This is a genomic window from Stenotrophomonas sp. YJH_SMC_127, assembly GCF_059372445.1.
In genome coordinates this window covers 192,794-217,948 of sequence record NZ_JCAFVO010000004.1, presented here as the reverse complement: position 1 = coordinate 217,948, position 25,155 = coordinate 192,794, and the positions used below count along the sequence as shown (strand labels likewise).

The following is a 25,155-nucleotide window of genomic DNA, read 5'->3' as shown; positions in this document are numbered from 1 at the left end:
AGCCGAGCCCATGCTCGGCTGCGGAAACAGCAGCCGAGCATGGGCTCGGCTCTACAGGCAGGAAGCCGGGGATGCGTGTCGCATCCCCGGCTTTTTGCTTACTTCAGGCCATCACTGACCGCCTTGGTCAGCGTGCCCTGCGCATCGTCACCGCTGAACTCCCAGACGAACGCGCCGCCCAGGCCCTGGGTCTTCACGTAACCCATCTTGCGGGTGATGTTGGCCGGGGTGTCGAAGCTCCACAGCGTGCTGCCGTTGTAGATCCAGGTGGCACCGGCGGTGTTGTCGGTGTAGCCCGGCCACGCCAGGTTCTTCAGCACCTTCCAGTCCTCGATGCCGGCTTCATACGTACCCGGGGCGGCGCCGGTCGCGGTCTGGTACAGGCCGTTGTTGGCGTTGGCCACACCCGTCCAGCCACGCCCGTAGTAGCCAATGCCCAGGTTGAGCTTGGCGGCGGGCACGCCACGGCTGATGAAGGCCTCGATGGCGTCGTTGCTGTTGTACAGCTTCTGGTCGCCGGTGGACGGATCATTCGGCGAATCGAACAGCGCCGACTGGTGATTGGTCTTCGCATCCCACGCGCCGTGGAAGTCGTAGGTCATCACGTTGATGTAGTCCAGGTACGGGTGGTATGCGGCCGGATCGGTGACACGGATCTTGTCGATGCCGGCACCCACCGCCACCGTCAGCAACAGGCCCGGACGCACCGCATCGAGTTGGCGGCGGAACTCGGCCATCAGCGCGGTGAAGTTGGCGTTGTCTTCCGGCTTGCCGCATTCGATGCCACAGGCCACCGGGTATTCCCAGTCGATGTCGATGCCGTCGAACACGCCCAGCGCGGCACCGGCACCGCCGGCACCGTCGGTCACCGGCAGGTTGCCCTTGATGTAGGCGTCGATGCACGAGGCGACGAAGGCCTGGCGGTTTTCCGGGCGCGCTGCGCTGGAGAAGCCGCGCGACCAGGTCCAGCCACCCAGCGAGATCAGCACCTTCATGCCCGGGTATTTGGCCTTGAGCTGCTTGAGCTGGTTCCAGTTGCCGCGCAGCGGCTGGTCCCAGGTATCAGCGCTGCCGCTGACACTCTCGGCGGCACTGAAGGCCTTGGTGTAGTCGGCGAAAGCATCGCCACCGGCACCGCTGTTCGGATCCGACGGCTGGGTGATGCCGACTTCGCATCGGTTGTTGCGCACGTTGCCGAACGCGTAGTTGATGTGGGTCAGGCGTGCGGCCGAGCCGCTGCTGTCGATGTTCTTGACCCGGTAGTTGCGGCCGTAGATGCCCCACTGGGTGAAGTAACCGATGACCCGCTTGCCGGTGGTGCCGCCGTCACCGGCCAGCGTGGTGGCGCTGATTTCGGTGCCCTGCGCCGACGTGTTGCCGGCGTTGTCGCGCGCCCGCACGCGGTAACGGTAGGTGGTCGATGCGGTCAGCCCGCCATCCACATAGCTGGCGCTGGACGGCGAACCGACCAGGCTGCCGTTGCGGTACACGTCATAGCCGGCCAGGCCACTGCCGCCGGTGTTGTCGGTGGACGGGCTCCAGCTGAGCGCGATGCTGTTGGCGGTACGGGTGCCGACCGCCAGCCCGCCCGGCACGCTCGGTGCGGTGGTGTCGCCACCGGCGGCGTTGACGGTGATGGTGATGGTCGGGGTGCTGGTGGTGGCGTTGTTGTTGTCGGTCGCGACCGCACGCAGGGTATGGCTGCCGGCGCTGGCATTGGCCCAGCTGGCCGCATACGGCGCACCGGTGGCCACGCCCAGCGAGCTGCCGTCGCGGAAGAACTCGACCTTGGCGACGCTGCCGTCCGGGTCACTGGCGGTAGCGGTCACGTTGACCGTGCTGCCGGCGCTGAAGGTGGCGCCGTTGGCCGGCGAGGTCAGGCTGACCACCGGCGGCTGGTTGCTGCCGCTGCCATCGCAGGCACCAAGGTTGGTGTAGTAGGGCGCACCGGCCGGATGGTCCGGCGGCGCGTTCCAGATGTCCTGGTTCGCCCGATAGAGGACGCCTCCTTTCTGCAGGGTATCGCCGGCCCGGTAGATCCTGGCCTGGTCCCACTGGGCCACGCCGGCACAGCTGGCAGCCTGCGCCAGGCCGGGCAGGGCGGCGGTACCGGCGGCCAGGGCAAGCAGCCAGGCCAGGTGGCGGGGACGACAGCTTCGGGTCGAACGTTCGGCACTGCGCACAATCGGGTCGTACATGGGTAAGTCTCCGATCAAAGGGCGCGCGGGCCCCGATGGCGCCGCGCGTGACGCAGGTCCGGGCGTCGCCCGGGAAGGCGACGGAGGGGGCGGACGGGGTACCTGGGGGGCCGGGGAGAGAGTCCGGCGCCAGGTGGGGACAACGTTGTCATCAATCGCGTGGTCAATCCGTGAGCAAGCGCATGGTTCCGGGATTCGGGCGGAGAGCGGCGCTGCGCGCGGTCGGCGGCCATCGGCGGAGCCCCTCGTGGCTGGTCGGGCGCGAATTCATGGGTTTGGCCGGGTGGGTGGGGTCAGGCGGGGACGCCGTGAACCCGTCCCTGGGGGCTTGGCCGCGGCATCCATGCCGCGGACACCCCGCCTGACCCCACCCACCCGGCCTCTGACAGGTTCCTGCGCAGCCAGCCACGAAAGACAGAACAAAAAATCAAAATCAAAAGCAGAAGCCGGTCGCTGCGCTCTCCAATGCCTGATTTCTGATGTTCCCTGGTTGCCGGCCAGCGGCCGGCACTACCGCAGAGCCTCCACGCATGGCGTGGATCCACCGCACATCGCGGGAAACTGTCGGGGGCGGGGTGGTGGGGGCCAGCAGGACCGTTGGCGCCATGGATGGCGCCATCGAGCCCCCATGGACGGGTTTACGGCGTGTCCTGCTGGCCCCCACCACCCCGCCATCCCACGGGAACCCAGCTTTTGCTTGGGCCATTGCCGTTGCCATTGCCGTTGCCGCTGCCCTGGCCTCGGCGGGTGCCGGGCGCCGCCCGGCCAGAGCCCATCCCCCGCTTCCGGTACAATGTCGGGCCCGTTTCCCAACTACGGTTCCCCGGACATGATGGTCCTCGAGGGCGCGCCCGCCCTGTCGCCGTTCCGCCGCGAACGTCTTGAATCCCGCCTGCAGTCCATCGCTCCCTCCCTGCGCATCAGCGGTGCCTGGCACGTCTACTTCGTGCAGCCCGAAGGCAGCGCCGCCCCCGACCTGACCACCCTGTGCCGCATCCTCGAAGCGGCGCCGCAGGCCGAAGCCGTGGCCGACGGCGCGGTCAGCCGCATCGTGGTGCCGCGCCTGGGCACGCTGTCGCCATGGTCGAGCAAGGCCACCGAACTGGTCCGCGGTGCCGGCCAGCCGGTCAGCCGGGTCGAGCGTGGCCTGCGCATCGACGTGCAGGGCTGGCCGGCCGATGCCGCCGCCCAGCAGGCGCTGGTCAAGGCGCTGCACGACCCGATGACGCAGTCGGTGCTGGAGACCGTGGAACAGGGCCAGGCGCTGTTCTCGGCACCGGCCCGGGGTGAACTGGAGCGCGTGCCGGTGGACCAGCTGGAGGCCGCCAACCAGCGCCTCGGCCTGGCCATGGCCCAGGACGAGATCGACTACCTGCGCGAGCGTTTCACTGCGCTGGGCCGGTCGCCGTCGGACGTGGAACTGATGATGTTCGCGCAGGCCAATTCCGAGCACTGCCGCCACAAGATCTTCAACGCCAGCTGGACCATCGACGGCCAGGAGCAGGACCGCTCGCTGTTCCGGATGATCAAGAACACCCACCAGCAGACCCCGCAGCACACGCTCAGCGCGTACAGCGACAACGCTGCGGTGATCGAAGGCCATCCGGCCTCGCGCTATCGCCCCGATCCGGCCAGTGGCGAATACCGCCGCGAGCCGCAGGTGCCCAGCGCGTTCCAGATCAAGGTGGAAACGCACAACCATCCGACCGCGATCGCGCCGTTCCCGGGTGCCTCGACCGGTGCCGGTGGCGAGATCCGCGACGAGGGCGCGACCGGCCGTGGCGGCAAGCCGAAGGCGGGCCTGACCGGCTTCTCGGTCTCGCACCTGCGCATCCCCGAGCTGCCGCAGCCGTGGGAAGCGCCGCGCGCGCTGAACCCGCGCATGGCGCCGGCGCTGGAAATCATGACTGATGGCCCGCTCGGCGGCGCTGCGTTCAACAACGAATTCGGCCGCCCGAACCTGCTCGGTTACTTCCGCAGCTTCGAGCTGCCCGAAGGCGCCGATCTGGTGCGGGCGTACGACAAGCCGATCATGCTGGCCGGCGGCCTCGGCGCGATCGATCGCGTGCAGGTCGACAAGATCCCGCTGCAGGCCGGTGATGCGGTCATCGTGCTCGGCGGGCCGGCGATGCTGATCGGCCTGGGCGGTGGCGCCGCCAGTTCAGTGGCGTCCGGCGAGAGTGCCGAGGACCTGGACTTCGCCAGCGTGCAGCGCGACAACCCGGAAATGGAGCGCCGCTGCCAGGAGGTCATCGACCGCTGCGTGGCGATGGGCGCCAACAACCCGATCAAGTTCTTCCACGACGTCGGCGCCGGTGGCCTGTCCAACGCCATCCCCGAACTGCTGCACGACTCGAACGTCGGTGGTGTCATCGACCTGGGCAAGGTGCCCACCGATGATCCGTCGCTGTCGCCGATGCAGCTGTGGTGCAACGAGTCGCAGGAACGCTACGTGCTGGGCGTGGCCCAGGAGCGCCTGGCCGAGTTCGCCGCGCTGTGTGCCCGCGAGCGCTGCCCGTTCGCCGCCGTTGGCGTGGCCACCGCCGAGGAACATCTGGTGGTGGCCTACGGTGCCGCGCCGGGCCACACCCCGCCCGATGCACCGATCGACCTGCCGATGGACGTGCTGTTCGGCAAGCCGCCGAAGATGCACCGCGACACAGCGCACCCGCCGGCGCCGCGCTGGCCGGCGCTGAAGACCGGCGGCCTGGACCTGCAGGAAGCGGGCCTGCGCGTGCTCGCGCACCCGACCGTCGCCTCGAAGAACTTCCTGGTCACCATCGGTGATCGCAGCGTCGGCGGCCTGACCGCGCGCGAACAGATGGTCGGACCGTGGCAGCTGCCGGTGGCTGACGTGGCGATCACCCTGGCCGACTTCGATGGCGTGGCCGGCGAAGCGATGTCGATCGGCGAGCGCACCCCGCTGGCCCTGCTCGACGCCGCTGCGTCGGCACGCATGGCGGTGGGCGAAGCGCTGACCAACCTGTGTGCGGCCCCGGTCGATGCGCTGGATGAAATCAAGCTGTCGGCGAACTGGATGGCCGCGGCCGGCCATCCGGGCGAAGACGCACTGCTGTACGACGCGGTGAAGGCGGTGGGCATGGAACTGTGCCCGCAGCTGGACATCAGCATCCCGGTGGGCAAGGACTCGCTGTCGATGCAGGCGCAGTGGCACGACCAGGGCGAAGCGCACAAGAGCGTGTCGCCGGTGTCGCTGGTGATCTCGGCGTTCGCGCCGGTCGCCGACGTGCGCAAGCAGCTGACCCCGCTGCTCGACCGCGACGTGGACAGCGAGCTGTGGCTGATCGGCCTGGGTGCCGGCAAGCAGCGCCTGGGCGGTTCGATCCTGGCCCAGGTGCACGCCGACCATGGCGACCTGCCGGCCTTCGCCGGTGCCGCTCCGGACCTGGACGATCCGCAGCGCCTGCGTGGCTTCTTCGAGCTGATCCGCGATGCGCGCCAGTCCGGCCTGCTGCTGGCCTACCACGACCGCAGCGACGGTGGTGCCTTCGCCGCGCTGTGCGAAATGGCCTTCACTTCGCGCCTTGGCCTGGACATCACGCTCGATGCCTGGGGCGATGATCCGTTCCGCAGCCTGTTCAACGAAGAACTGGGTGCGGTGGTGCAGATCGCGCGCGAAGACCGCGCTGCGTTCGCCGACCTGGTCGAACGCCACGCACTGACCGAATGCGCACAGCGCATCGCCAAGCCGACCACCGCGCCGGTGGTGCGCGTGTCGCTGGGTGGCGAGAACCTGGCCGAATGGCGTTGGGACGCACTGTTCGACGCCTGGTGGTCGGTCACCCACGCGATGCAGAAGCGCCGCGACAACCCGGCCAACGCCGATGCCGAGCGCGAGGTCGCCCGTGCCTTCAACGCACCGGGCCTGAAGCCCAAGCTCAGCTTCGACCTGAACGAGGATGTGGCGGCACCGTTCATCAGCACCGGTGCGCGTCCGCGCGTGGCGGTGCTGCGCGAGCAGGGCGTCAACGGCCAGATCGAAATGGCCAACGCCTTCGAACGTGCCGGCTTCCGCGCCTTCGACGTGCACATGAGCGACCTGATCGAAGGCCGCGTGGTGCTGCAGGACTTCACCGGCCTGGTCGCCTGCGGCGGCTTCAGCTACGGCGATGTGCTCGGTGCCGGCCGTGGCTGGGCCACCTCGATCCTGGAGCGCAGTGCGCTGCGTGATGCCTTCGCCGCGTTCTTCGCGCGCGAAGACAGCTTCGCGCTGGGCGTGTGCAACGGCTGCCAGATGATGAGCCAGCTCAAGGGCATCATCCCGGGTGCCGGGCACTGGCCGCAGTTCCGCCGCAATGCCAGCGAGCAGTTCGAAGCCCGCACCGCGCTGCTGGAAGTGGTGGAATCGCCGTCGATCCTGCTGCGTGGCATGGCCGGCTCGCGCCTGCCGGTAGCGGTAGCGCACGGCGAAGGCCAGGCCGTGTTCGACAACGCCGTCGACCAGGCTGCCGCCCGCGTCTCGCTGCGCTACATCGATGGCCATGGCAACGTCGCCAGCCAGTACCCGCTGAACCCGAACGGTTCGCCGGACGGCATCACCGGCCTGACCAGCACCGACGGTCGCGTCACCATCATGATGCCGCACCCGGAGCGCACCCCGCGCGCGCTCAACCTGAGCTGGGCACCGGCTGAATGGCAGGGTGATTCGCCGTGGATGCGCATGTTCCGCAACGCGCGGGTGTGGTGCGGCTGATCGCATCGTTCCGCGCAGGCCGCAATGCCATCGCGTATGGAAAAACCCGCCGCCTTGTCGGCGGGTTTTCTTTGTGTGCGTGAAATTGCTGATCTGGCCGCTAGTTACATCCGTTTTCATGCGCCAGCAGTTCGTCACGTATGTCTAACAAAATGCCTTTATAAACACGTGAAATAGTGAACTGCTTCACGGCAATAGGATTTGTCGTGTCAAAGTCTTGACGATCTGCAAAGTTGCCGTTAACACTTGAACCCCGTTTCAGAATCATTCATTTCGCAGTAACCGGTTGGCGCACGCGCTCGGTTTTCTGTCGCTGCGCGCCGTTCGGCAATACCCCGCAGTAAATCACGCGAATAAACGCCCCTAGGGGACGTTGGGCCGGAAAGCCCAGCGGTGGCGTTGCTTTGCCCAAAACCAGTCCAATCAGGAGCCGTACCGATGAATCGGATTTATCGCAAGGTCTGGAACAAAGCACTGGGTCAGTTGGTGGTGGCCTCGGAACTGGCCTCCTCCGACAGCAGCAGTGGCGGGGTCGTCGACCAGCGCCGCGATGCGACACAGGCCACGCCCGCACTGCTGGCGGTGGCACTGGGCCTGGTATTGGGGTTGGGCATGAGCGGCAGCGCGACGGCACAGTCGGTGCAGATCGGCGGCAGCGCCACCTGCGTTGCATTCAGCGGCAAGCTGCTGGAAAAGTGCCTGATCGAAGGCTCGGCCACGGCCAAGGGCAGCAACGCGGTGGCGATCGGCAGCAACAGCAATGCCAGCGCCGCCAACAGCGTGGCGCTGGGCGCTGGCTCCAAGGCCACGCGGGCCAATACCGTGTCCATCGGCGATGCTGGCAAGGAGCGCCAGATCACCAACGTGGCTGCTGGTACGCAGGGCACCGATGCGGTGAACAAGGCGCAACTGGACGCGCAGGCGCGCGCCACGCAGGCCGCGCTGGCTGATGTCGCCGCCGATGGAAACCGCTATTTCAAGGCCGACGGCGCAGGCGATGACAGCGACGCGGCGAAGATCGAGGGGGAGGGCGCAGTCGCGGCCGGCGCCGGTGCACAGGCGCTGGCCAACGCCACCACCGCCATCGGGACCCAGGCCATTGCCGCCGGTCTCGGCGCCAGTGCCTTCGGCCAGGGCGCCCTGGCCATCGGCGATGCCAGCGTGGTGGTCGGGCAGAGCGCGGCCGCGTTCGGGCTTGGCGATACGGCCGTCGGCGCCAGCGCGTACGCAGCCAGCGAGAACGGCGCGGCCACCGCACTCGGTGCGTTGTCCGAAGCCACTGCCGATGGCGCAACGGCCGTCGGCGGTGGTGCCGTGGCGATGGGCCCGGGCAGCACCGCACTGGGCCGCGGCGCTACCGCCGCCAACGAAGCGTCGATCGCGGTGGGTGCGTTCAGCACCGCCGTCGGTGAATACAGCACCGCGCTGGGTTCGAACGCCGCTGCGGTTGCCACCGGCAGCGTGGCGCTGGGCGCCGGCTCGCTGGCCGACCGCGTCGATACCGTCTCTGTCGGCGCCGCCGACTACGGCCTGACCCGGCAGATCACCAGCGTCGCTGCGGGTACTGAAGATACCGACGCGGTCAACGTCGGCCAGTTGAAGGGCGTCGCCGCCGTGGCCGATGCCACCGCCAAGCGTTTCCAGGCCACTGGCAGCAGCAACAGTGATGCGGGTGCATTGGCCGAGGGCGACGAGGCGCTGGCGGCTGGCGAGGCCGCCAATGCGATCGGCAAGGGTGCGACGGCCGTGGGCGCCGGTGCGACCGCCGTCGCGCAGAACGCCACCGCCGTTGGCAACAACGCGCTGGCCTCGGGCCAGAACAGTGCCGCGTTCGGCAACAACGCGCAGGCCAACGGCCCAGGCAGTGTCGCCGTGGGGGGGGCTGCGGTGGATGCCGATGGCAATCCGCTGATCACCAGTGGCGGCGTGCCGGTGGAAACCGGCGCCACCAGTGCCGGTGTCGGTGGTACTGCGGTGGGTGCGAGTGCCGAGGCCGGCGGTTTCGCCGCGTCTGCCTTTGGCGTGGGCGCATATGCCGCCGGCGCGCAGTCGTCCGCGTTCGGTGCGGTTGCCAATGCCATCGGTGATTACTCCACCGCGCTGGGTACGCAGAGCAATGCCACCGGCACCAGCAGCGTGGCCATCGGCGGCCCGGCCGATCTGATTCCAGGCCTGGGCTTCTTCGTGCAGACCCAGGCCAGCGGCGAAGCGTCGACCGCCGTCGGCGCCGGCGCCATCGCCAGCGGTGATCGTGCGGTGGCCAACGGCAGCCTGACCGAAGCGTCCGGCGCCGAAGCGACTGCGGTCGGCTACTTCGCCTACGCACCGGGCGAGAACGCCAGCGCGCTCGGCGCGCAGACCTGGGCCAGCGGCGCGCAGAGCACCGCCGTGGGCTACTACGCCACCGCACGCGGAGCCAACAGCGTTGCGCTCGGCGCCAACTCCGAAGCGGTGCGTGCCAACAGCGTGGCCGTGGGCAGTGCCGGCAACGAACGGCAGATCACCAGCGTCGCCGCGGGCAGTGAAGCCACCGATGCAGTGAACAAGGCGCAGCTCGACGCGGTGGCCAGCACCGCCGACAGCACCGCGCGCTTCTTCCAGGCCCAGCCGGAAGCAGGCAGCGATGCCGGTGCATTGGCCGAGGGCGAAGGTGCGGTTGCGGCGGGTTCGTCGAGCAATGCGATCGGCGCTGGCGCGATTGCACAGGGCGCAGCAGCCTCGGCCATCGGTGACGACGCCGTGGCGGTGGGTCGCAACAGCAACGCCACCGGCAACGGCGGTGTTGCCATCGGTGGCCTCGGCCAGGCCTACGACGAGTACAACCAGCCGATCATCGGTGCCGACGGTACGGCACAGCAGGTCGGCACCACTGCCGTTGCCGACGCCACGGCGGTCGGCAGTGGTGCGCAGGCGACCGGCGCTGCCAGCAGTGCGTTCGGCAACGCCGCCAGGGCCAGCGGAGACAACAGCTTCGCGGCTGGCGGCAAGTCGCGTGCGGCCGGCAGCTACGCGGTTGCGGTTGGCGACAGCGCCTTCGCCAGCAGTGACGACAGCACCGCCGTCGGTGGCTACAGCTGGGCTACCGCAAGCGGGGCGAGTGCGTTCGGTTCCGGCGCCTGGGCAACGGCCACCAATGCCTCGGCATTCGGCAACGCGGCCTGGGCCAGTGGCAGTGGTGCGACCTCCATCGGTTACAACAGCTGGGCCAACGGCACCAGCTCCACCGCCGTCGGTCGCGGCGCATTCGGTTATGGCGACAACAGCGTGGCGCTGGGCTTCCAGGCGCTGGGCAACAGCCTCAACAGCATCGCCATCGGCACCAACACGGTGGCCGGTGGTGAAAGCGCGATCGCGCTCGGTGCCGGCAGCAACGCCAGCGCCAGCAACGCCGTCGCACTGGGCGCCGGCTCGGTCGCCAACCGCGCCCGCAGCGTTTCGGTCGGCAGCACCGGTAACGAACGCCAGGTGACCAACGTCGCCGCCGGTACCCAGGCCACCGACGCGGTGAACAAGGCGCAGCTGGATGCCGTGGCGGGCGCGGCAGCCACCACCAGCCGCTTCTTCCAGGCCAGCGGCAACGGCGGTGATGTGGCCGGTGCACTGGTGGACGGTGACAACGCGCTGGCCGCCGGTGATGCGGCCAACGCCATCGGCAACGGGGCCACCGCACTCGGCAGTGGCGCCAACGCGCTGGCCAGCAATGCGCAGGCACTGGGCGTCAACGCCCTGGCCAGCGCCGCCAACGCCAGCGCGGTCGGTGCAAATGCACAGGCGACCGCTGAATACGCAACCGCGCAGGGTGCGGAAAGCGAGGCCAGTGGCGAGCAGAGTGCGGCGTTCGGTGCGGCCAGCATCGCCAGCGGTGCTGGCAGCACCGCCACCGGCGTGCTGTCCGAAGCCTCCGGCGAGGAGGCAGTGGCGGTGGGGTACTTCAGCAATGCCAGTGGCAGCGGCGCCACCGCGGTCGGCAGCGAGAGTGTCGCCAGTGGCACCGCGTCGGCAGCGTTCGGCATCGGTGCCGAGGCGACCGGCGGCTACAGCACCGCCATCGGTGGCTATGCACAGGCCTCGGCCTTCAATGCCACGGCCTTCGGCAACTTCGCCAATGCCTCCGGCTCCAACAGCGTGGCGCTGGGCGGTGATTCGGAAGCCTCCGGTGCCTACAGCACCGCCACTGGCCAGGGCAGCCTGGCCACCGGCACCAACAGCGTCGCCGTCGGCGGATCGCTGTTCGGCGTGCTGGCCACCGAAGCATCGGGCAACTACTCCACCGCCGTCGGTGGCGGCGCCTGGTCCGGTGGCATCAACAGCACCGCGCTGGGCAACGCCGCCGAATCGCGCGCTGCCAACAGCGTGGCGCTGGGTGCCGATTCGATCGCCGACCGCGACAACACCGTGTCGGTCGGCGGCGGTGGCAACACCCGCCAGATCACCAACGTGGCTGATGGCACGCAGGGCAATGATGCGGTCAACAAGAACCAGCTCGACGCCGTAGCCGCCGCAGCGGAAAAGACCAGCAGGCAGTTCCAGGCCAGCGGCAACGCCGATGGCGAAACAGGGGCACTGGTCGAGGGCGACAACGCGCTGGCGGCCGGCGATGCGGCCAACGCCATCGGCAACGGGGCCACCGCGCTGGGCAGCGGTGCCAACGCGCTGGCGGCCAACGCCACGGCCGTGGGCATCGATGCATTGGCCACCGGCAACAATGCGGCGGCGCTGGGCAGCACAGCGCAGGCCAGCGGTGAAGACAGCCTTGCGCTCGGTACCGGTGCCAGCGCCAGCGAGCTCGGCGCCAGCGCGGTCGGTGCGCGTGCACAGGCCAGTGGTGCGTACAGCACGGCAACCGGCACCGAATCCAACGCCAGCGGCACGCAGGCACTGGCCAGCGGTTTCCGTAGTGCCGCCTCTGCCGATGGCACCACTGCCGTCGGTGGCTATGCCGAGGCCAGTGGACGCCTCGGCACCGCATTGGGCTACGGCTCGGCGGCCAGTGGTGCCAACACGACCGCCGTCGGCTTCGGTGCTGCTGCGGCCGGTACCGGTGCCGTGGCGGTGGGTCAGTCCAGCGAGGCCAGCGGCGAGGAGAGCGTGGCCATCGGTGGCAGCACCTTCTTCGGCCTGATCCCGTCGCGTGCCAGTGGCACCGGTGCGGCGGCGTTCGGCGCCGGCGCATGGGCGACCGAAGACTACGCCACGGCAATCGGCTGGAACTCGTGGGCCGCCGGCAGCAATGCCACGGCCCTGGGCGCCAACGCCACCGCCAACGGCAGCAACAGTGTCGCCCTCGGTGCCGGCTCCAAGGCCGACCGTGACAATACCGTGGCCGTCGGCAAGGCCGGTGGCGAACGCCAGGTGACCCATGTGGCAGCCGGTACCGAAGCCACCGACGCGGTGAACAAGGGCCAGCTGGATGCCGTTGCCAGCGTCGCCGACAAGACCAGCCGCCAGTTCCAGGCCAGCGGCAACGCCGATGGCGAGGCCGGTGCCCTGGTGGGCGGTGACAACGCCTTGGCCGCCGGCAACGCGTCCAACGCCATCGGCAACGGTGCCACCGCGCTGGGCAGTGGCGCCAACGCGATGGCCGCCAACGCCACGGCGGTAGGCGCCGACGCCCTGGCGACCGGCAGCAACGCGGCGGCACTGGGTACCAACGCACAGGCCAGTGGTGTCGACAGCGTGGCCGTGGGCAGCGCTGCCAGCGCCAGTGAACTCGGCGCCAGCGCTACCGGCGCCGGCGCCCAGGCCAAGGGCGCCTACAGCACCGCCAGCGGCGCGCAGGCCACGGCCAGCGGCACGCAGTCGCAGGCCAGCGGTTTCCGCGCCACTGCCTCGGCCGATGGCGCCTCGGCGCTGGGCAGCTACGCCGAAGCCAGTGGTCGACTGGGTACTGCGGTGGGTTACGGCAGCAAGGCCACCGGTGCGAACGCTACCGCGGTGGGTGTCAGTGCCAACGCTTCGGCCGCCGGCAGCATCGCACTGGGCGCAGGCTCGGTGGCTGATCGTGCCAACACCGTGTCGGTCGGCAGTGCCAGCAGTGATCGACAGATCACCCGTGTCGCCGCCGGTACCGAGCGCACCGATGCAGTCAATCGTGGCCAGCTCGATGCGGTCGCGGCGACCGCCGATGGCACCGCACGCTACGTCAAGGCCAGCGGCGCGGGTACCGCCAGTGCCAGCGGCAGCGATGCCGCAGCGATCGGTTCGGCCGCCAGCGCCAGCGGCGCACGCAGCAATGCGCTGGGTGCCAATGCGATGGCCATCGGCAACGGTGCGCTTGCACTGGGCAACAGTGCCGGCGCGTCCGGTGCGAACTCGGTGGCACTGGGTGCGGGCTCGCGTGCGCTCGATGCCAACGTGGTGTCGGTCGGTGGTGGCAACGGCACCGATGGCCCGGCCGCGCGCCGCATCGTCAATGTGGCCGACGGCCGCATCGCCGCCGGCAGCAGCGACGCGGTCACCGGCTCGCAGCTCAACGTCACCAACCAGCGCGTGGGCGCCGTGGAAACCCGTGTCGGTGATTTCGACTCGCGCATCGCCACGGTCGAGACCACGGCGGCCAGCGCCGTCGGCTATGACGACGCCAGCCGTGACCGCCTGACCCTGTCCGGCTTCCAGGGCACCACCATCGACAACGTCGGCGCGGGCAACATCGCCGCCGGCAGCCGCCAGGCGATCAATGGCGGTCAGCTGTTCCAGTCGCTCAGTGATGCCGCCAGCTTCCTCGGCGGTGGTGCCAGCGTCGGCATGCAGGGCGTGTTCGTGGCACCGAACTACGTGATCCAGGGCGCCACCTACAGCAACGTCGGCGATGCGCTGGGCGCGCTGGACCGCAAGGTCAGTGAGATTGACCGTCGTACTGCCGGTGGCACGCGAGCAGGCGCGTCCAGCCTGCGCGCAATGAGTGCTTCGCTGGATGAAAGCCCGCTGGCCAGCGTGGCCGACGCACCGGCAACGGCCGATGCCGCGCCGGCCAGTACCGCACGCGTGCAGGGCACGCCGACGGTGGCCGCGGCGGGGGCGGGCATTCCGGTCGGCACCCCGGCTACCGGCTTCAACGCCGTGGCCATGGGCGATGGCGCGGTAGCCAGCGGCGCTTCGTCCACGGCCATCGGCCAGGGCGCCAGTGCCACGGCGGCAAATGCCGTGGCGCTGGGCCAGGGCTCGGTTGCCGATCGTGCCAACACGGTCTCGGTGGGCAGCGAAGGCAACGAACGCCAGGTCACCAACGTCGCCGCGGGCACCACCGCCACCGACGCCGTCAACAAGGGCCAGCTGGATCGTGGCATGGCGACGGCGAACAGCTACACCGACAGTCGCGTCCAGGCCGTTGTCGACAGCTTCGACGTGTTCAAGGGCGAGATCGACGGACGCCTGCGCCACATGGACCGCCGCATCGACCGCCAGGGCGCGATGAGCGCAGCGATGCTCAACATGGCTACCAGTGCCGCCGGTATCCGCACCCAGAACCGTGTCGGCGTCGGCATCGGTTTCCAGGGTGGCGAGTCGGCGTTGTCGCTGGGTTACCAGCGTGCGATCAGCGATCGCGCCACGGTCACCTTCGGCGGCGCCTTCAGCAGTGACGACAGTTCGGTCGGCGTCGGTGCCGGCTTCGGCTGGTAAGCCACTCCATCGCGCCGGCGGCCACCCACGCCGGCGCCGTACCTGCAGTGAGGGCCTGGGGGGAGGTCACGGCAATCCCGGCTGGGCCGGCCGGGAGTCGTCAAGGAATGATGGCCGCAGTGTTGGTTCGATCCATGACCCAGAAGAGGAATTCGACGTGATCAAGAAGCAGAACCTTCGCATCAATGTGCTTGCCGCCGCCGTGCTGTCGATGACGGCGGTCGGTGCCGTCCACGCCGCCGGGTTGCCGACCCGTGAACCGGTGCGCCAGGCCAGCACCGCCCAGCCGGGTACCGAGCGCATCATCGTCAAGTACCGGGCCGGCGCTGCTGCCGCCACCGACCGCTCGGCGAAGCTGTCCACCGTGCAGTCCGCACTGACCCGTGCCAGTCTCTCCGGCGGCACGTCACGCGCCAGCACGCTCGGCCCGCAGGTGGTCCGCAAGCTGTCTACCGGTGCGGACCTCATCCGTGTGCAGGGCCGCCTGGCACCGGCCGAACTGCAGCGCGTGCTGAAGGAACTGAAGGCCGATCCGTCGGTGCAGTACGCCGAAGCCGACGTGAAGCTGCGCCGCAGCGAACTGCGTGCCGGCAACGTGCAGCCGGCGCTGGTGCCGAACGATCCCTTCTACCAGCAGAACCAGTGGCATCTGCACAATGCGGTCGGCGGCATCAACGCACCGGCGGCGTGGGATGTCTCGCAGGGCGAGGGCATCGTGGTGGCAGTGATCGACACCGGCGTCCTGCCGCAGCATCCGGACCTGGTCGGAAACCTGCTGGAAGGCTACGACTTCATCAGCGATGCGGAGACCTCGCGGCGCCCGACCAACGATCGCGTGCCGGGTGCGCAGGACTACGGTGATTGGGTCGAGAACGACAACGAGTGCTATGACGGCTCGCTGGCCGACGACAGTTCCTGGCACGGCACCCACGTCGCCGGCACCGTGGCCGAGCAGACCAACAACGGCGTCGGCATGGCCGGTGTCGCCTACAAGGCCAAGGTGCTGCCGGTCCGCGTGCTGGGCAAGTGCGGCGGCTACCTGTCCGACATCGCTGATGCGGTGACCTGGGCCTCCGGCGGTACCGTCACCGGCATCCCGGCCAACACCAATCCGGCCGAGATCATCAACATGAGCCTGGGGGGCGGTGGTTCCTGCGCCAGCACCTACCAGGACGCGATCAACGGCGCGATCTCGCGCGGTACCACGGTGGTGGTGGCTGCCGGCAATGAAGCCGACAACGCGTCCAAGTACCAGCCGGCCAGCTGCGAAGGCGTGGTGACCGTGGGTGCCACCCGCATCACCGGTGGCATCACCTACTACTCCAACTATGGAGCCCGCGTGGACCTGTCCGGTCCGGGCGGTGGCGGCAGTGTCGACGGCAACCCGGGCGGCTACATCTGGCAGACCGGCTCCAATGCGGCCACCACGCCGGAATCGGGCACGCCGGGCTACATGGGCATGGGCGGTACCTCGATGGCCTCGCCGCATGTGGCCGCCGTTGCGGCACTGGTGCAGAGCGCACTGATCGCCAAGGGCAAGGATCCGTTGACCCCGGCCGCGATGCGTACCCTGCTGAAGGAAACGGCGCGTCCGTTCCCGGTCGCCATCCCGGCGGCGACCCCGATCGGTACCGGCATCCTCGATGCCAAGGCCGCGCTGGCCAAGGCACTGGAAGAACCGTGCACCGAGAACTGCGGGCCGGTGGCCACGCCGCTGACCAACAAGGCCGCAGTCGGCGGCCTGAACGGTGCTGCCGGCAGCAGCAAGCTGTACAGCTTCGAAGCCGTCGCCGGAAAGCAGCTCAGCGTGATCACCTACGGTGGCACCGGCAACGTCTCGGTCTACATTGCCCAGGGGCGTGAGCCGAGCGCCAGCGACAACGACGGCAAGTCGACCCGTCCCGGCACGTCCGAAACGGTGCGGGTGAACAAGCCGGTGGCGGGCACCTACTACATCAAGGTGGTGGGCGAAGCGGCATACAACGGCGTGAGCATTCTCGCCACGCAGTAATCACCTCGTGTCGTAGTTGAACGGCCGACGCCCGTCACCCTGTGTGACGGGCTTCGTCTTTTTACGAAAGGTGGCCGCAGGGCGGCGGAAATCACGGCTTAACTGCTAAAGTCGGGCCGATTGACAGGAGAGTCACGTGAACGCGCTCGCTGCAACCGTTACCGACGACGCCGAAGGCCGCATCCTGGATGCGTTGCTGGCGCGCGGCCGGCTCAAGGAAGGAGACCTGGCACGCGCGCGGCCGTTGCATGCCGAGGCCGGCGGCAGTCTGCTGGGCCTGCTGGTGCGCCTGGGCCTGGTGTCTGAACGCGACCAGGCACAGGCCAGCGCTGAGGTGCTGGGCCTGCCGCTGCTGGAGGGCAAGCAGGTGCCGGAGGCCCCGCCGCAGGCGCTGGCCGAGGGACTTCCGCTGTCGCTGCGCTTCCTGAAGCAGTTCCATGTGTGCCCGCTGGAGTTGGATGAACACGGGGTGCGGCTGTGGCTGGCCGATGCCCACGACGCCTATCCACAGCAGGCCGTGCAGTTGGCCCTTGGGGTCCCGGTGACACCGGTGCTGGGCATGCGCGCGGAGATCGATGACCTGGTCGAGCGCTGGTTCGGCCAGGGCCGCAGCGCGATGGGCGCGATCGTGGAAACCGCGGATGGCGAGGGCGGTGCGGTCGACGACATCGAGCACCTGCGCGACCTTGCGTCGGAAGCACCGGTGATCCGCCTGGTCAACCTGGTGATCCAGCGTGCGGTGGAGCTGCGCGCTTCGGATATCCATGTCGAACCGTTCGAGAGCCGGTTGAAGGTCCGCTACCGCGTCGATGGCGTGCTGGTGGAGGGCGAAAGCCCGCCGGCCAACCTCACCGCCGCGGTGATCAGCCGCATCAAGATCATGGCCCGGCTCAACATCGCCGAGCGCCGCCTGCCGCAGGACGGCCGCATCATGCTGCGCGTGCAGGGCAAGGAGCTGGACCTGCGCGTGAGCACGGTACCGACCGCGCATGGCGAAAGCGTGGTGATGCGCCTGCTGGACCGCGAAACGGTGGTGTTCGATTTCCACCGGCTCGGCTTCACCGATGCCTTCCTGCCGCAGTTCCGCAAGGTGCTGGAACAGCCGCATGGCATCCTGCTGGTCACCGGCCCGACCGGCTCGGGCAAGACCACCACGCTGTACACCGCGCTGAGCCAGCTCAACACCGCCGACGTCAAGATCATCACGGTCGAAGACCCGGTGGAATACCAGATAGAAGGCATCAACCAGATCCAGGCCAAGCCGCAGATCGGCCTCGACTTCGCCAATGCCCTGCGCAGCATCGTGCGCCAGGATCCGGACATCATCATGATCGGTGAAATGCGCGACCTGGAAACCGCGCGCATCGCCATCCAGTCGGCGCTGACCGGCCACCTGGTGCTGTCCACCCTGCATACCAACAACGCAGCCGGTGGCATCACCCGCCTGCTCGACATGGGCGTGGAGGACTACCTGCTCACGTCCACCATCAACGGCATCCTGGCCCAGCGCCTGGTACGCCGGCTGGAGCCGACCCACGCCGAGCGCTACGAAGCCTCGCCGGAAGAGATCGAGCGGTTCGAACTGCGCCGCCTGCAGCCGGAAGGGCCGATCCACCTGTACCGCCCGAAGCCGTCTGCGCTGGCGCCGACCGGCTACCTGGGGCGTACCACCATCATGGAATTCCTGGTGATGAACGATGCGCTGCGCCGTGCGGTGATGCGCCGCGATGGCATGGGCGAGATCGAGCGCATCGCCCGCGAGGCCGGCATGCGCACCATGTACGAGGATGGCCTGTCCAAGGCGTTGAGCGGGCAGACCACCATCGAGGAAGTGCTGCGCGTGACCGAGGAAAGCTGATGCGTGCAGGACGCCGGGGCTGACATGCCGAACTATCGCTACAAGGCGCTCAATCCGCATGGCGAGGTCTTCGATGGGCAGATGGAAGCGGCCAGCGAGGCCGAGCTGATCGCGCGCCTGCAGGACCAGGGCCACCTGCCGATGGAGACGCAGCTGGCCGACGCCGGCGCGATCGGCGGCAGCAGCTGGCGCAACCTGCTGCAGCAGCGCCCGCTGCAGGGGGCCGCGCTGCTGCAGTTCACCCAGCAGTTGGCGACCCTGCTCGGTGCTGGCCAGCCGCTGGACCGCGCGCTGTCGATCCTGCTGGGGTTGCCCGAGGACGAACGATCGCGCCGCGCGATCACCGACATCCGCGACGTGGTGCGCGGTGGCGCACCGCTGTCCACCGCGCTGGAGCGCCAGCATGGGCTGTTCTCGCGCCTGTACGTGAACATGGTGCGCGCCGGCGAAGCCGGTGGCAGCCTGCATGAAACCCTGCAACGCCTGGCCGACTACCTCGAGCGCAGCCGCGCGCTGCAGGGCAAGGTCATCAACGCGCTGGTCTACCCGGCGATCCTGCTGGTGGTGGTCGGTGGCGCGCTTTTGTTCCTGCTCGGCTACGTGGTGCCGCAGTTCGCGCAGATGTACGAAAGCCTGGACGTGGCGCTGCCGTGGTTCACCAACGCGGTACTGCAGCTGGGCCTGTTCGTGCGTGACTGGTGGGTGCTGCTGCTGGTGGTGCCCGGCGTGCTGGTGCTGTTCTTCGAGCGCAAGGCGCGGCAACCGGCGTTCCGGTTGGCGCTGGATGGCTGGCTGCTGCAGCGGCGTGGCATCGGTCGCCTCATCGGCGAGCTGGAAACCGCCCGGCTGGCGCGCACGCTGGGCACACTGCTGCGCAACGGCGTCCCCTTGCTGGGGGCACTGGGCATCGCGCGCAACGTGCTGGGCAACCGCGCCCTGGCCGCTGACGTCGAAACGGCCGCCGATGAAGTGAAGAACGGCGCCGGCCTGTCGCTGGCCCTGTCGCGCGGCAAGCGGTTCCCGCGCCTGGCGCTGCAGATGATCCAGGTCGGCGAGGAATCCGGCGCACTCGATACCATGCTGCTCAAGGCCGCCGACACCTTCGAACAGGACAGCGCCCGGCGCATCGACCGCATGCTGGCGGCGATGGTGCCGGCGATCACCCTGGTGCTGGCCTCGGTGGTCGGCGCGGTGATCGTGGCCGTGCTGGTGCCGCTGTATGACCTGACCAATGCCATCGGTTGACGATGGCACTCCCTGCAACCCCGACACTCCGCAACTGAAAGGACCGTCCATGATTGCCCGTCGCCGACCGATCCGCCTTTCCTTCACCGCCGCGCGCAACCAGTCGGGCATGAGCCTGCTGGAAATCATCATCGTCATCGTGCTGATCGGCGCGGTGCTGACCCTGGTCGCCAGCCGCGTGCTGGGCGGCGCCGACCGTGGCAAGGCCAACATCGCCAAGGCGCAGGTGCAGACCGTCGCCTCCAAGATCGACAACTACCAGATCGACACCGGCAAGCTGCCGGCCACGCTCAACGACCTGGTGACGGCGCCGGCCGGTGTCGGCGGCTGGCTCGGCCCGTACGCCAAGCCCGCCGACCTGAATGACCCGTGGGGCCACGCACTGGAGTACCGGACGCCGGGCGAAGGCCAGCCGTATGAGCTGGTCAGCCTGGGCAAGGATGGCAAGGCTGGCGGCAGCAGCGTCGACGCTGACATCCGCTACCAGCCGTAACCGCGCATGACGCACTTCCTGCCGCGCCGGTTGCCACGCCCGCGCCTGCACGGCAGGCGCGCGGCTGGACTGTCGTTGCTGGAAATGCTGCTGGTGATCGCATTGATCGCGGCGATCGGCCTGATCACCGCCGCCGGCCTGTCGCGCGGGTTCGCCGGCATGCAGCTGCGCAGCGCCGGCAAGGACATCGCCAGCCAGCTGCGCATGGTGCGCGCGCAGGCGATCGCCCGCGGCGAACCGCAGCGCTTCGTGATCGAACCGGCACGGCGCCGCTGGGAGGGGGCCAACCAGCGCCACGGTGAGGTGCCGGCACAGCTGCAGGTGCAGTTCGAAGGTGCCGCACAGCTGGCCACCGCGGCGGGGCAGGGCGTGATCGAGTTCCATCCCGATGGTGGCTCCAGCGGCGGCCGTATCCGGTTGCAGCGCGACGGTGCCGAATGGCGCGTCGACGTCGGCTGGCTGACCGGCGAGGTCCGCTCCGGCCCCTGGCGGGCGCAATGAAGCGGCGCGCGCGTGGCTTCACCCTGCTGGAAGTGATCATCGCTTTCGCCCTGCTGGGCCTGGTGTTGACCCTGCTGCTGGGCAGCCTGTCCGGTGGCGCGAAGCAGGTACGTGACGCCGAGCTGCGCACGCGTGCGGTGCTGCATGCACAGTCGTTGCTGGCCCAGGCCGGTGTCGACGCGCCGCTGCAGGTGGGCAGCCAGCAGGGTGACTGGGAACAGGGGCGCTATCACTGGGAGCTGCAGGTCCAGCCGTGGGTCGAGCCACGCGCCGGCAACGTCGTGCAGGCCACGTCAGCGGGCACCCCATGGCTGGCCGAGCTGCAGCTGCGGGTGCGCTGGGGCGACAGCGAGCGCGAACAACTGCACTGGCGCAGCCTGCGCCTGTTGCCGCCCGACCTGGAGAACGCGCGATGAAGCGGCGCGCCGCGGGCTTCACCTTGGTCGAAGTGATGCTGGCCACCGTGCTGCTGGCCGGCGGCCTGGCACTGGCCTTTGCCAGCGTGCGCTCGGCGATGGCGGTCAGCCAGCGCGGCGAGCAGATCGCCGCTGAAAGCGAACGCATGCGCGCGGTCGAGTCGTTGCTGCGCAGGCAGCTGGCGGGTGCACTGCGCACCCCGCTGGAGGCCCCGGACCCCACCCGCGAACCCATCTTCTTCCAGGGCGAGGAGCAACGCATGCTGTTCGCCGCCGACCTGCCCGGTTACCTCGGCCGTGGCGGCCCCTACCTGCACGCGCTGCAGGTGGACGGACGCGGTGGCCAACAGCGCCTGCTACTGGACCTCGTGCTGCTGCAGGAAGGCGAGCGCATCGCCGAGAATCCGCCGCGCCCGCCGGAGGTGCTGGTGGACAACCTGAAGTCGGTGCAGCTGCGCTATCGCGGCATCGATGCCGGCACCGGGCAGGTGACCGACTGGCTGCCGCGCTGGGATGACACCCGCCGCCTGCCGATGCTGGTGGAAATCCAGATCGTGCCATCCCGGGGCGCGCCGTGGCCGCCACTGGTGGTGGCGCTGCGTGCCGGTGGCAGTGGAGGCACGCGATGAGCCGTCAGCGCGGGGCGGCATTGGTGCTGGTGCTGTGGCTGATCGCATTGATGACGGCGCTGGTCGGTGCGTTCGCGCTGAGCGCACGGGTCGAGCACCTGCAGCAGCGCGTGCTGGATGACGATGCACGCGGGCAGGAACGTGCGCGCGCCGGCCTCGAATATGCCCTCCTGCGTCTGTCAGCCGATCCGCAACGGGCGCCCTGGCGTGCCGATGGCCGTACCTACCGCTGGCAGTTCGACGACGCCAGCATCGAGATCAAGGTGCTGGACGAGAACGGCAAGATCAACCTGAACCTGGCCGACGCCGCACTGCTGACCGCCTTCCTCAAGGCGCTGGGCGAAGACGATGCACAGGCCCGGCAGTTGGCCGGCGCCATCATCGACTGGCGCGACGAGGACAGCCTGCTGCAACCGGGCGGTGGCGCCGAAGCGCCGGACTACGCCGCAGCCGGATTGCCCTACGGCCCACGCAACAAGCGCTTCGAGACCCTGGGCGAGCTGCAGCGGGTCCTGGGCATGCGCGGACCCCTGTACCGGGCGATGCTGCCGCACCTGACCCTCTACAGCCGCCAGGCACGGCCGGATCCGCAGTTCGCCAGCGCGCCGGTGCTGACCGCGCTGGGCCTGGATGCGGACAGCGTGATGGCGCAGCGCGCACAGCAGGAGCGTGATGCAGATTCCGCTGGCGGCACGACAACGCTTGCCAGCAGCAGCGGCACCTATAGTATCGAGTCCGGTGCCATCGACGGCAGTGGACGCAGGTCGGTGTTGCAGGCAGTGGTACGCAGTGGCTCGGGCGGGGTTCCCGGGCGGACTTACACAGTGCTTCGCTGGGAGCAGGGAATGACAGCAAGATGACGGCGTGGCAGGACAGTCTGCGGCAGGTGCAGGGCCGGATCGGCCCGGGCGCCGGCCGTTTCCTGCGCTGGTGGCGGCAGTCGCTGCTGGCCTGGGTGCCGGTGCGCTGGCAATGGGCATTGGGCTGGGGCCAGGCACGCCTGCTGCTGCAGCACGAGGGCGACCAGCTGCAGGTCTGGCGTGAAGCCGGCGAACGCCGCGAAGCGGTGGCGCGCCTGCCGTGGCCGCTGTCGCCGGTGGAGCTGGACCGCGTGCTGGAGCCTCGCCTGCGTACTCTGCCGCGGGTGTGGCTGCTGCCGGCGACGGACGTCCTGCGGCGTAGCCTGCGCCTGCCCGCTGCAGCGGCCGACCGCCTGCGCGCCGTGGTCGGTTTCGAGATCGACCGGCAGACCCCGTTCGAATCATCCCAGGTCAGTTATGACGTGCGTGAGCTCGGCGCGGGCGGCGAAGGCCAGCTGCAGGTCGAACTGGTGGCGTGGCCATTGCGGCAGCTGGACGCATGGCGCACCAGTGTGGGCCCATGGGCCGATGCGCTGGCGGGCGTCGATGCCATCGATGCGCAGGGCAACGTGCTGCAGGTGAACCTGCTGCCGCCCGCACAGCGCCAACTGCGGCCAGACCCGATGCGACGCTGGAACCTGCTGCTGGCAGTGGCTGCCGTCGTGATGCTGGTACTGGCCGCGGTGCAGCTGCTCGACAACCGCCAGGCCGCCGCCGATGAGCTGCGTGCACAGGTCGAGCGCAGCGCGCGCAGTGCGCGAGGTGTGGCCAGCGAACGCGCGCAGCTGCAGGCGCTGATCGATGGCGCCGCATTCCTGGAGAAGCAGCGCAGCCAGCGCGCCGGCACCGTTGAAATCTGGAACGAACTGACCCGGCGCCTGCCGGAAGGTACCTACCTGGAAAAGCTGGCGATCGAGAACAACAACCTGCAGCTGATCGGCCTGAGCCGCGAGGCGTCGCAGCTGGTGCAGCTGCTGCAGGACGCACCGCAGTGGCGCAAGGTCAACCTGACCGGGGTGCTGCAGGCCGATGGCGCGGCCAGTGGCCGCGACCGCTTCACCATGACCGCCGAACTGCAGCCGTTGCCGGCCGCCGCACCAACCCCGGAGGCGGCCGATGCCGATGCCAAGCGCACGCCGTGACCGCTGGCTGGCGCTGGCACTGCTGCTGGCAGTGCTGGGCCTGGCCTATCTGCTGCTGGTGCACCCCTGGTTCACCCAGCCGCTGCGTGCGATCGATGCCGATGTCGCCGCCCTGCGCGAACGCGAGTCGCGCGTGCAGGCGCAGCTGCAGCAGCAGCCGCAGATCGAACAGCGCCTTCGCGCTACCCGCGAGGCACTGCAGCAGCGGCCAGGCTTCCTGCGCGAAGCCACTGCCGAAGCTGCCGCCGCTGCATTGGGCGCCCGGCTGCAGGATGCGGTGGCGATGGCCAGCCCGGGCAACCGCAGCTGCACCATCAGCAACCGCACGCCGCTGACCGACAACCGGCGCGACGCCGAGTTCGTGCGCGTCGCCATGCAGGTGCGCCTGCGCTGCGGGGTGGCCGAACTGGCCACCGTGCTGCACAGCCTGGAAACCGGCAGCCCACGCCTGTTCGTCGACAACCTCAACCTGATCGCGCAGCGCTTCCAGCAATCACCGAACGAATCGGGGCTGGGCCTGGACGTGTCCTTCGAGCTGGCCGGCTATCTGCTGCCGGGCGCTGCCGCCGATGGCACGGTTCCGGCGCCCGCTGCGACACCGGCACCGTCCGCGTCGCCGGCCGAGGCCGCACCTGCGCCGCAGCCGGCGCCCCCGTCCGAAGGGCAGGAGGTGGCCGATGAAGCTTGAGCAGATCAGCCTGCCTACCGGCTTCCTGCTGGCGCTGGCCGGTTGGGCGGCCGCCGTCTGGCTGGCGACCGGCTTCGGGCTGGGCAGCCAGCTGCCGGGTGCCGGCGGTGATGCCGACGCCGCGCCATCGCTGCCATCGCTGCCGCCGCTGGCGGCCGAGCGCATGGCCAGCGCCGACAGCTACAGCGCGATCGGTGAGCGCCCGTTGTTCGCCGAAGACCGCAGGCCGCGGCCTTATCTGCTGGGTGGCAGCGAACCGGCGGCCAGCGCCGCGTTGCGCCTCACCGGTGTGCTGCTGACCGGCGATTTCGGCATGGCCACGTTCACCACCGAACAGAACCGCTCGCTGCGCCTGCGCCTCAACGGCGAAGCCGTGGATGGCTGGCAGCTGGTGGCGCTGCAGCCGCGCCAGGCGACGGTGATCGGCCCCGGTGGCAACCAGGTCCTGGAACTGGCGGTGTTCAACGGCCAGGGCGGTGAGCCGCCGACGGTGCTGCGCGGTGCCAACGGCGCACCGCCTGCAGGTGCGATCGTGGTGCCGCCCTCGGCGGGCGCTCCGCCGGCGCCGCCACCGGCCGCGGCAATCCCATCGCCGTCGCCCGCTGGCAATGCACCAGCGCCTGCGGCGGCCGCTGCAACAACCCCACCGGCCAACAACAACGGTCCCAGTGAAGCGCAGATGCAGGCCATCCGCGAACGCATCCAGGCCCGCCGCCGCCAGCTGCAGCAACAGCAGCAACAACCGTCGCCGCCCCCGGGCGATGGCACCAACCGATAGAG

At 69.4% G+C, this 25,155-nt stretch carries 14 protein-coding genes; 13 read left to right on the top strand and 1 reads right to left on the bottom strand.

Going from position 1 to position 25,155, the window contains the following annotated elements:
- Positions 1–98: 98 nt before the first annotated feature.
- A complete protein-coding gene (locus AC5QAB_RS11575; RefSeq protein WP_329858411.1) occupies positions 99–2,198 on the bottom strand; it encodes a glycosyl hydrolase family 18 protein in 2,100 nt (699 codons plus the stop codon).
- Between the two features lie 829 nt (positions 2,199–3,027).
- Between AC5QAB_RS11575 and purL the strand changes: the two genes are divergently transcribed.
- The 13 genes from purL to AC5QAB_RS11510 all read left to right on the top strand — a co-directional run bounded on the left by purL (position 3,028) and on the right by AC5QAB_RS11510 (position 25,153).
- Positions 3,028–6,912, top strand: coding sequence for a phosphoribosylformylglycinamidine synthase (gene purL, locus AC5QAB_RS11570; protein WP_495233401.1), 3,885 nt, complete (start codon positions 3,028–3,030; stop codon positions 6,910–6,912).
- A gap of 438 nt (positions 6,913–7,350) precedes the next feature.
- Entirely contained in the window at positions 7,351–14,532 is a 7,182-nt protein-coding gene (locus AC5QAB_RS11565; RefSeq protein ID WP_495233400.1) for an ESPR-type extended signal peptide-containing protein, read from the top strand.
- A gap of 157 nt (positions 14,533–14,689) precedes the next feature.
- Positions 14,690–16,543: a S8 family peptidase gene (locus AC5QAB_RS11560; RefSeq protein ID WP_014645887.1), complete on the top strand. Its 1,854-nt coding sequence runs from the start codon at positions 14,690–14,692 to the stop codon at positions 16,541–16,543.
- Positions 16,544–16,679: 136 nt separating this feature from the next.
- The gene (gene gspE / locus AC5QAB_RS11555) at positions 16,680–18,401 is read left to right on the top strand and encodes a type II secretion system ATPase GspE (RefSeq protein ID WP_014035931.1); all 1,722 of its coding nucleotides are present in this window, start codon (positions 16,680–16,682) and stop codon (positions 18,399–18,401) included.
- A gap of 24 nt (positions 18,402–18,425) precedes the next feature.
- Positions 18,426–19,646, top strand: coding sequence for a type II secretion system protein XpsF (gene xpsF, locus AC5QAB_RS11550; RefSeq protein ID WP_032956504.1), 1,221 nt, complete (start codon positions 18,426–18,428; stop codon positions 19,644–19,646).
- 49 nt (positions 19,647–19,695) lie between these two features.
- Positions 19,696–20,139: a type II secretion system major pseudopilin GspG gene (gene gspG, locus AC5QAB_RS11545; protein WP_032956502.1), complete on the top strand. Its 444-nt coding sequence runs from the start codon at positions 19,696–19,698 to the stop codon at positions 20,137–20,139.
- Positions 20,140–20,145: 6 nt separating this feature from the next.
- A complete protein-coding gene (gene xpsH, locus AC5QAB_RS11540) occupies positions 20,146–20,640 on the top strand; it encodes a type II secretion system protein XpsH (RefSeq protein WP_014645891.1) in 495 nt (164 codons plus the stop codon).
- On the top strand, positions 20,637–21,056 hold the full coding sequence (xpsI, locus tag AC5QAB_RS11535; RefSeq protein ID WP_495233399.1) for a type II secretion system protein XpsI: 420 nt from the start codon (positions 20,637–20,639) through the stop codon (positions 21,054–21,056). Before xpsH ends, xpsI begins: the two co-directional genes overlap by 4 nt.
- Positions 21,053–21,685, top strand: a complete 633-nt coding sequence (locus tag AC5QAB_RS11530; RefSeq protein WP_100449328.1) for a type II secretion system protein J — start codon at positions 21,053–21,055, stop codon at positions 21,683–21,685. Before xpsI ends, AC5QAB_RS11530 begins: the two co-directional genes overlap by 4 nt.
- On the top strand, positions 21,682–22,545 hold the full coding sequence (locus AC5QAB_RS11525; RefSeq protein WP_046428741.1) for a type II secretion system minor pseudopilin: 864 nt from the start codon (positions 21,682–21,684) through the stop codon (positions 22,543–22,545). Before AC5QAB_RS11530 ends, AC5QAB_RS11525 begins: the two co-directional genes overlap by 4 nt.
- Positions 22,542–23,687 (top strand): PilN domain-containing protein, encoded by a 1,146-nt coding sequence (locus tag AC5QAB_RS11520; RefSeq protein ID WP_014645895.1) that lies wholly within the window; start codon positions 22,542–22,544, stop codon positions 23,685–23,687. Before AC5QAB_RS11525 ends, AC5QAB_RS11520 begins: the two co-directional genes overlap by 4 nt.
- A complete protein-coding gene (gene gspM, locus AC5QAB_RS11515) occupies positions 23,662–24,375 on the top strand; it encodes a type II secretion system protein GspM (protein WP_032957951.1) in 714 nt (237 codons plus the stop codon). Before AC5QAB_RS11520 ends, gspM begins: the two co-directional genes overlap by 26 nt.
- Positions 24,365–25,153, top strand: a complete 789-nt coding sequence (locus AC5QAB_RS11510; RefSeq protein ID WP_197561706.1) for a type II secretion system protein, XpsN-like — start codon at positions 24,365–24,367, stop codon at positions 25,151–25,153. Before gspM ends, AC5QAB_RS11510 begins: the two co-directional genes overlap by 11 nt.
- The last annotated feature ends 2 nt before the right edge of the window (positions 25,154–25,155 follow it).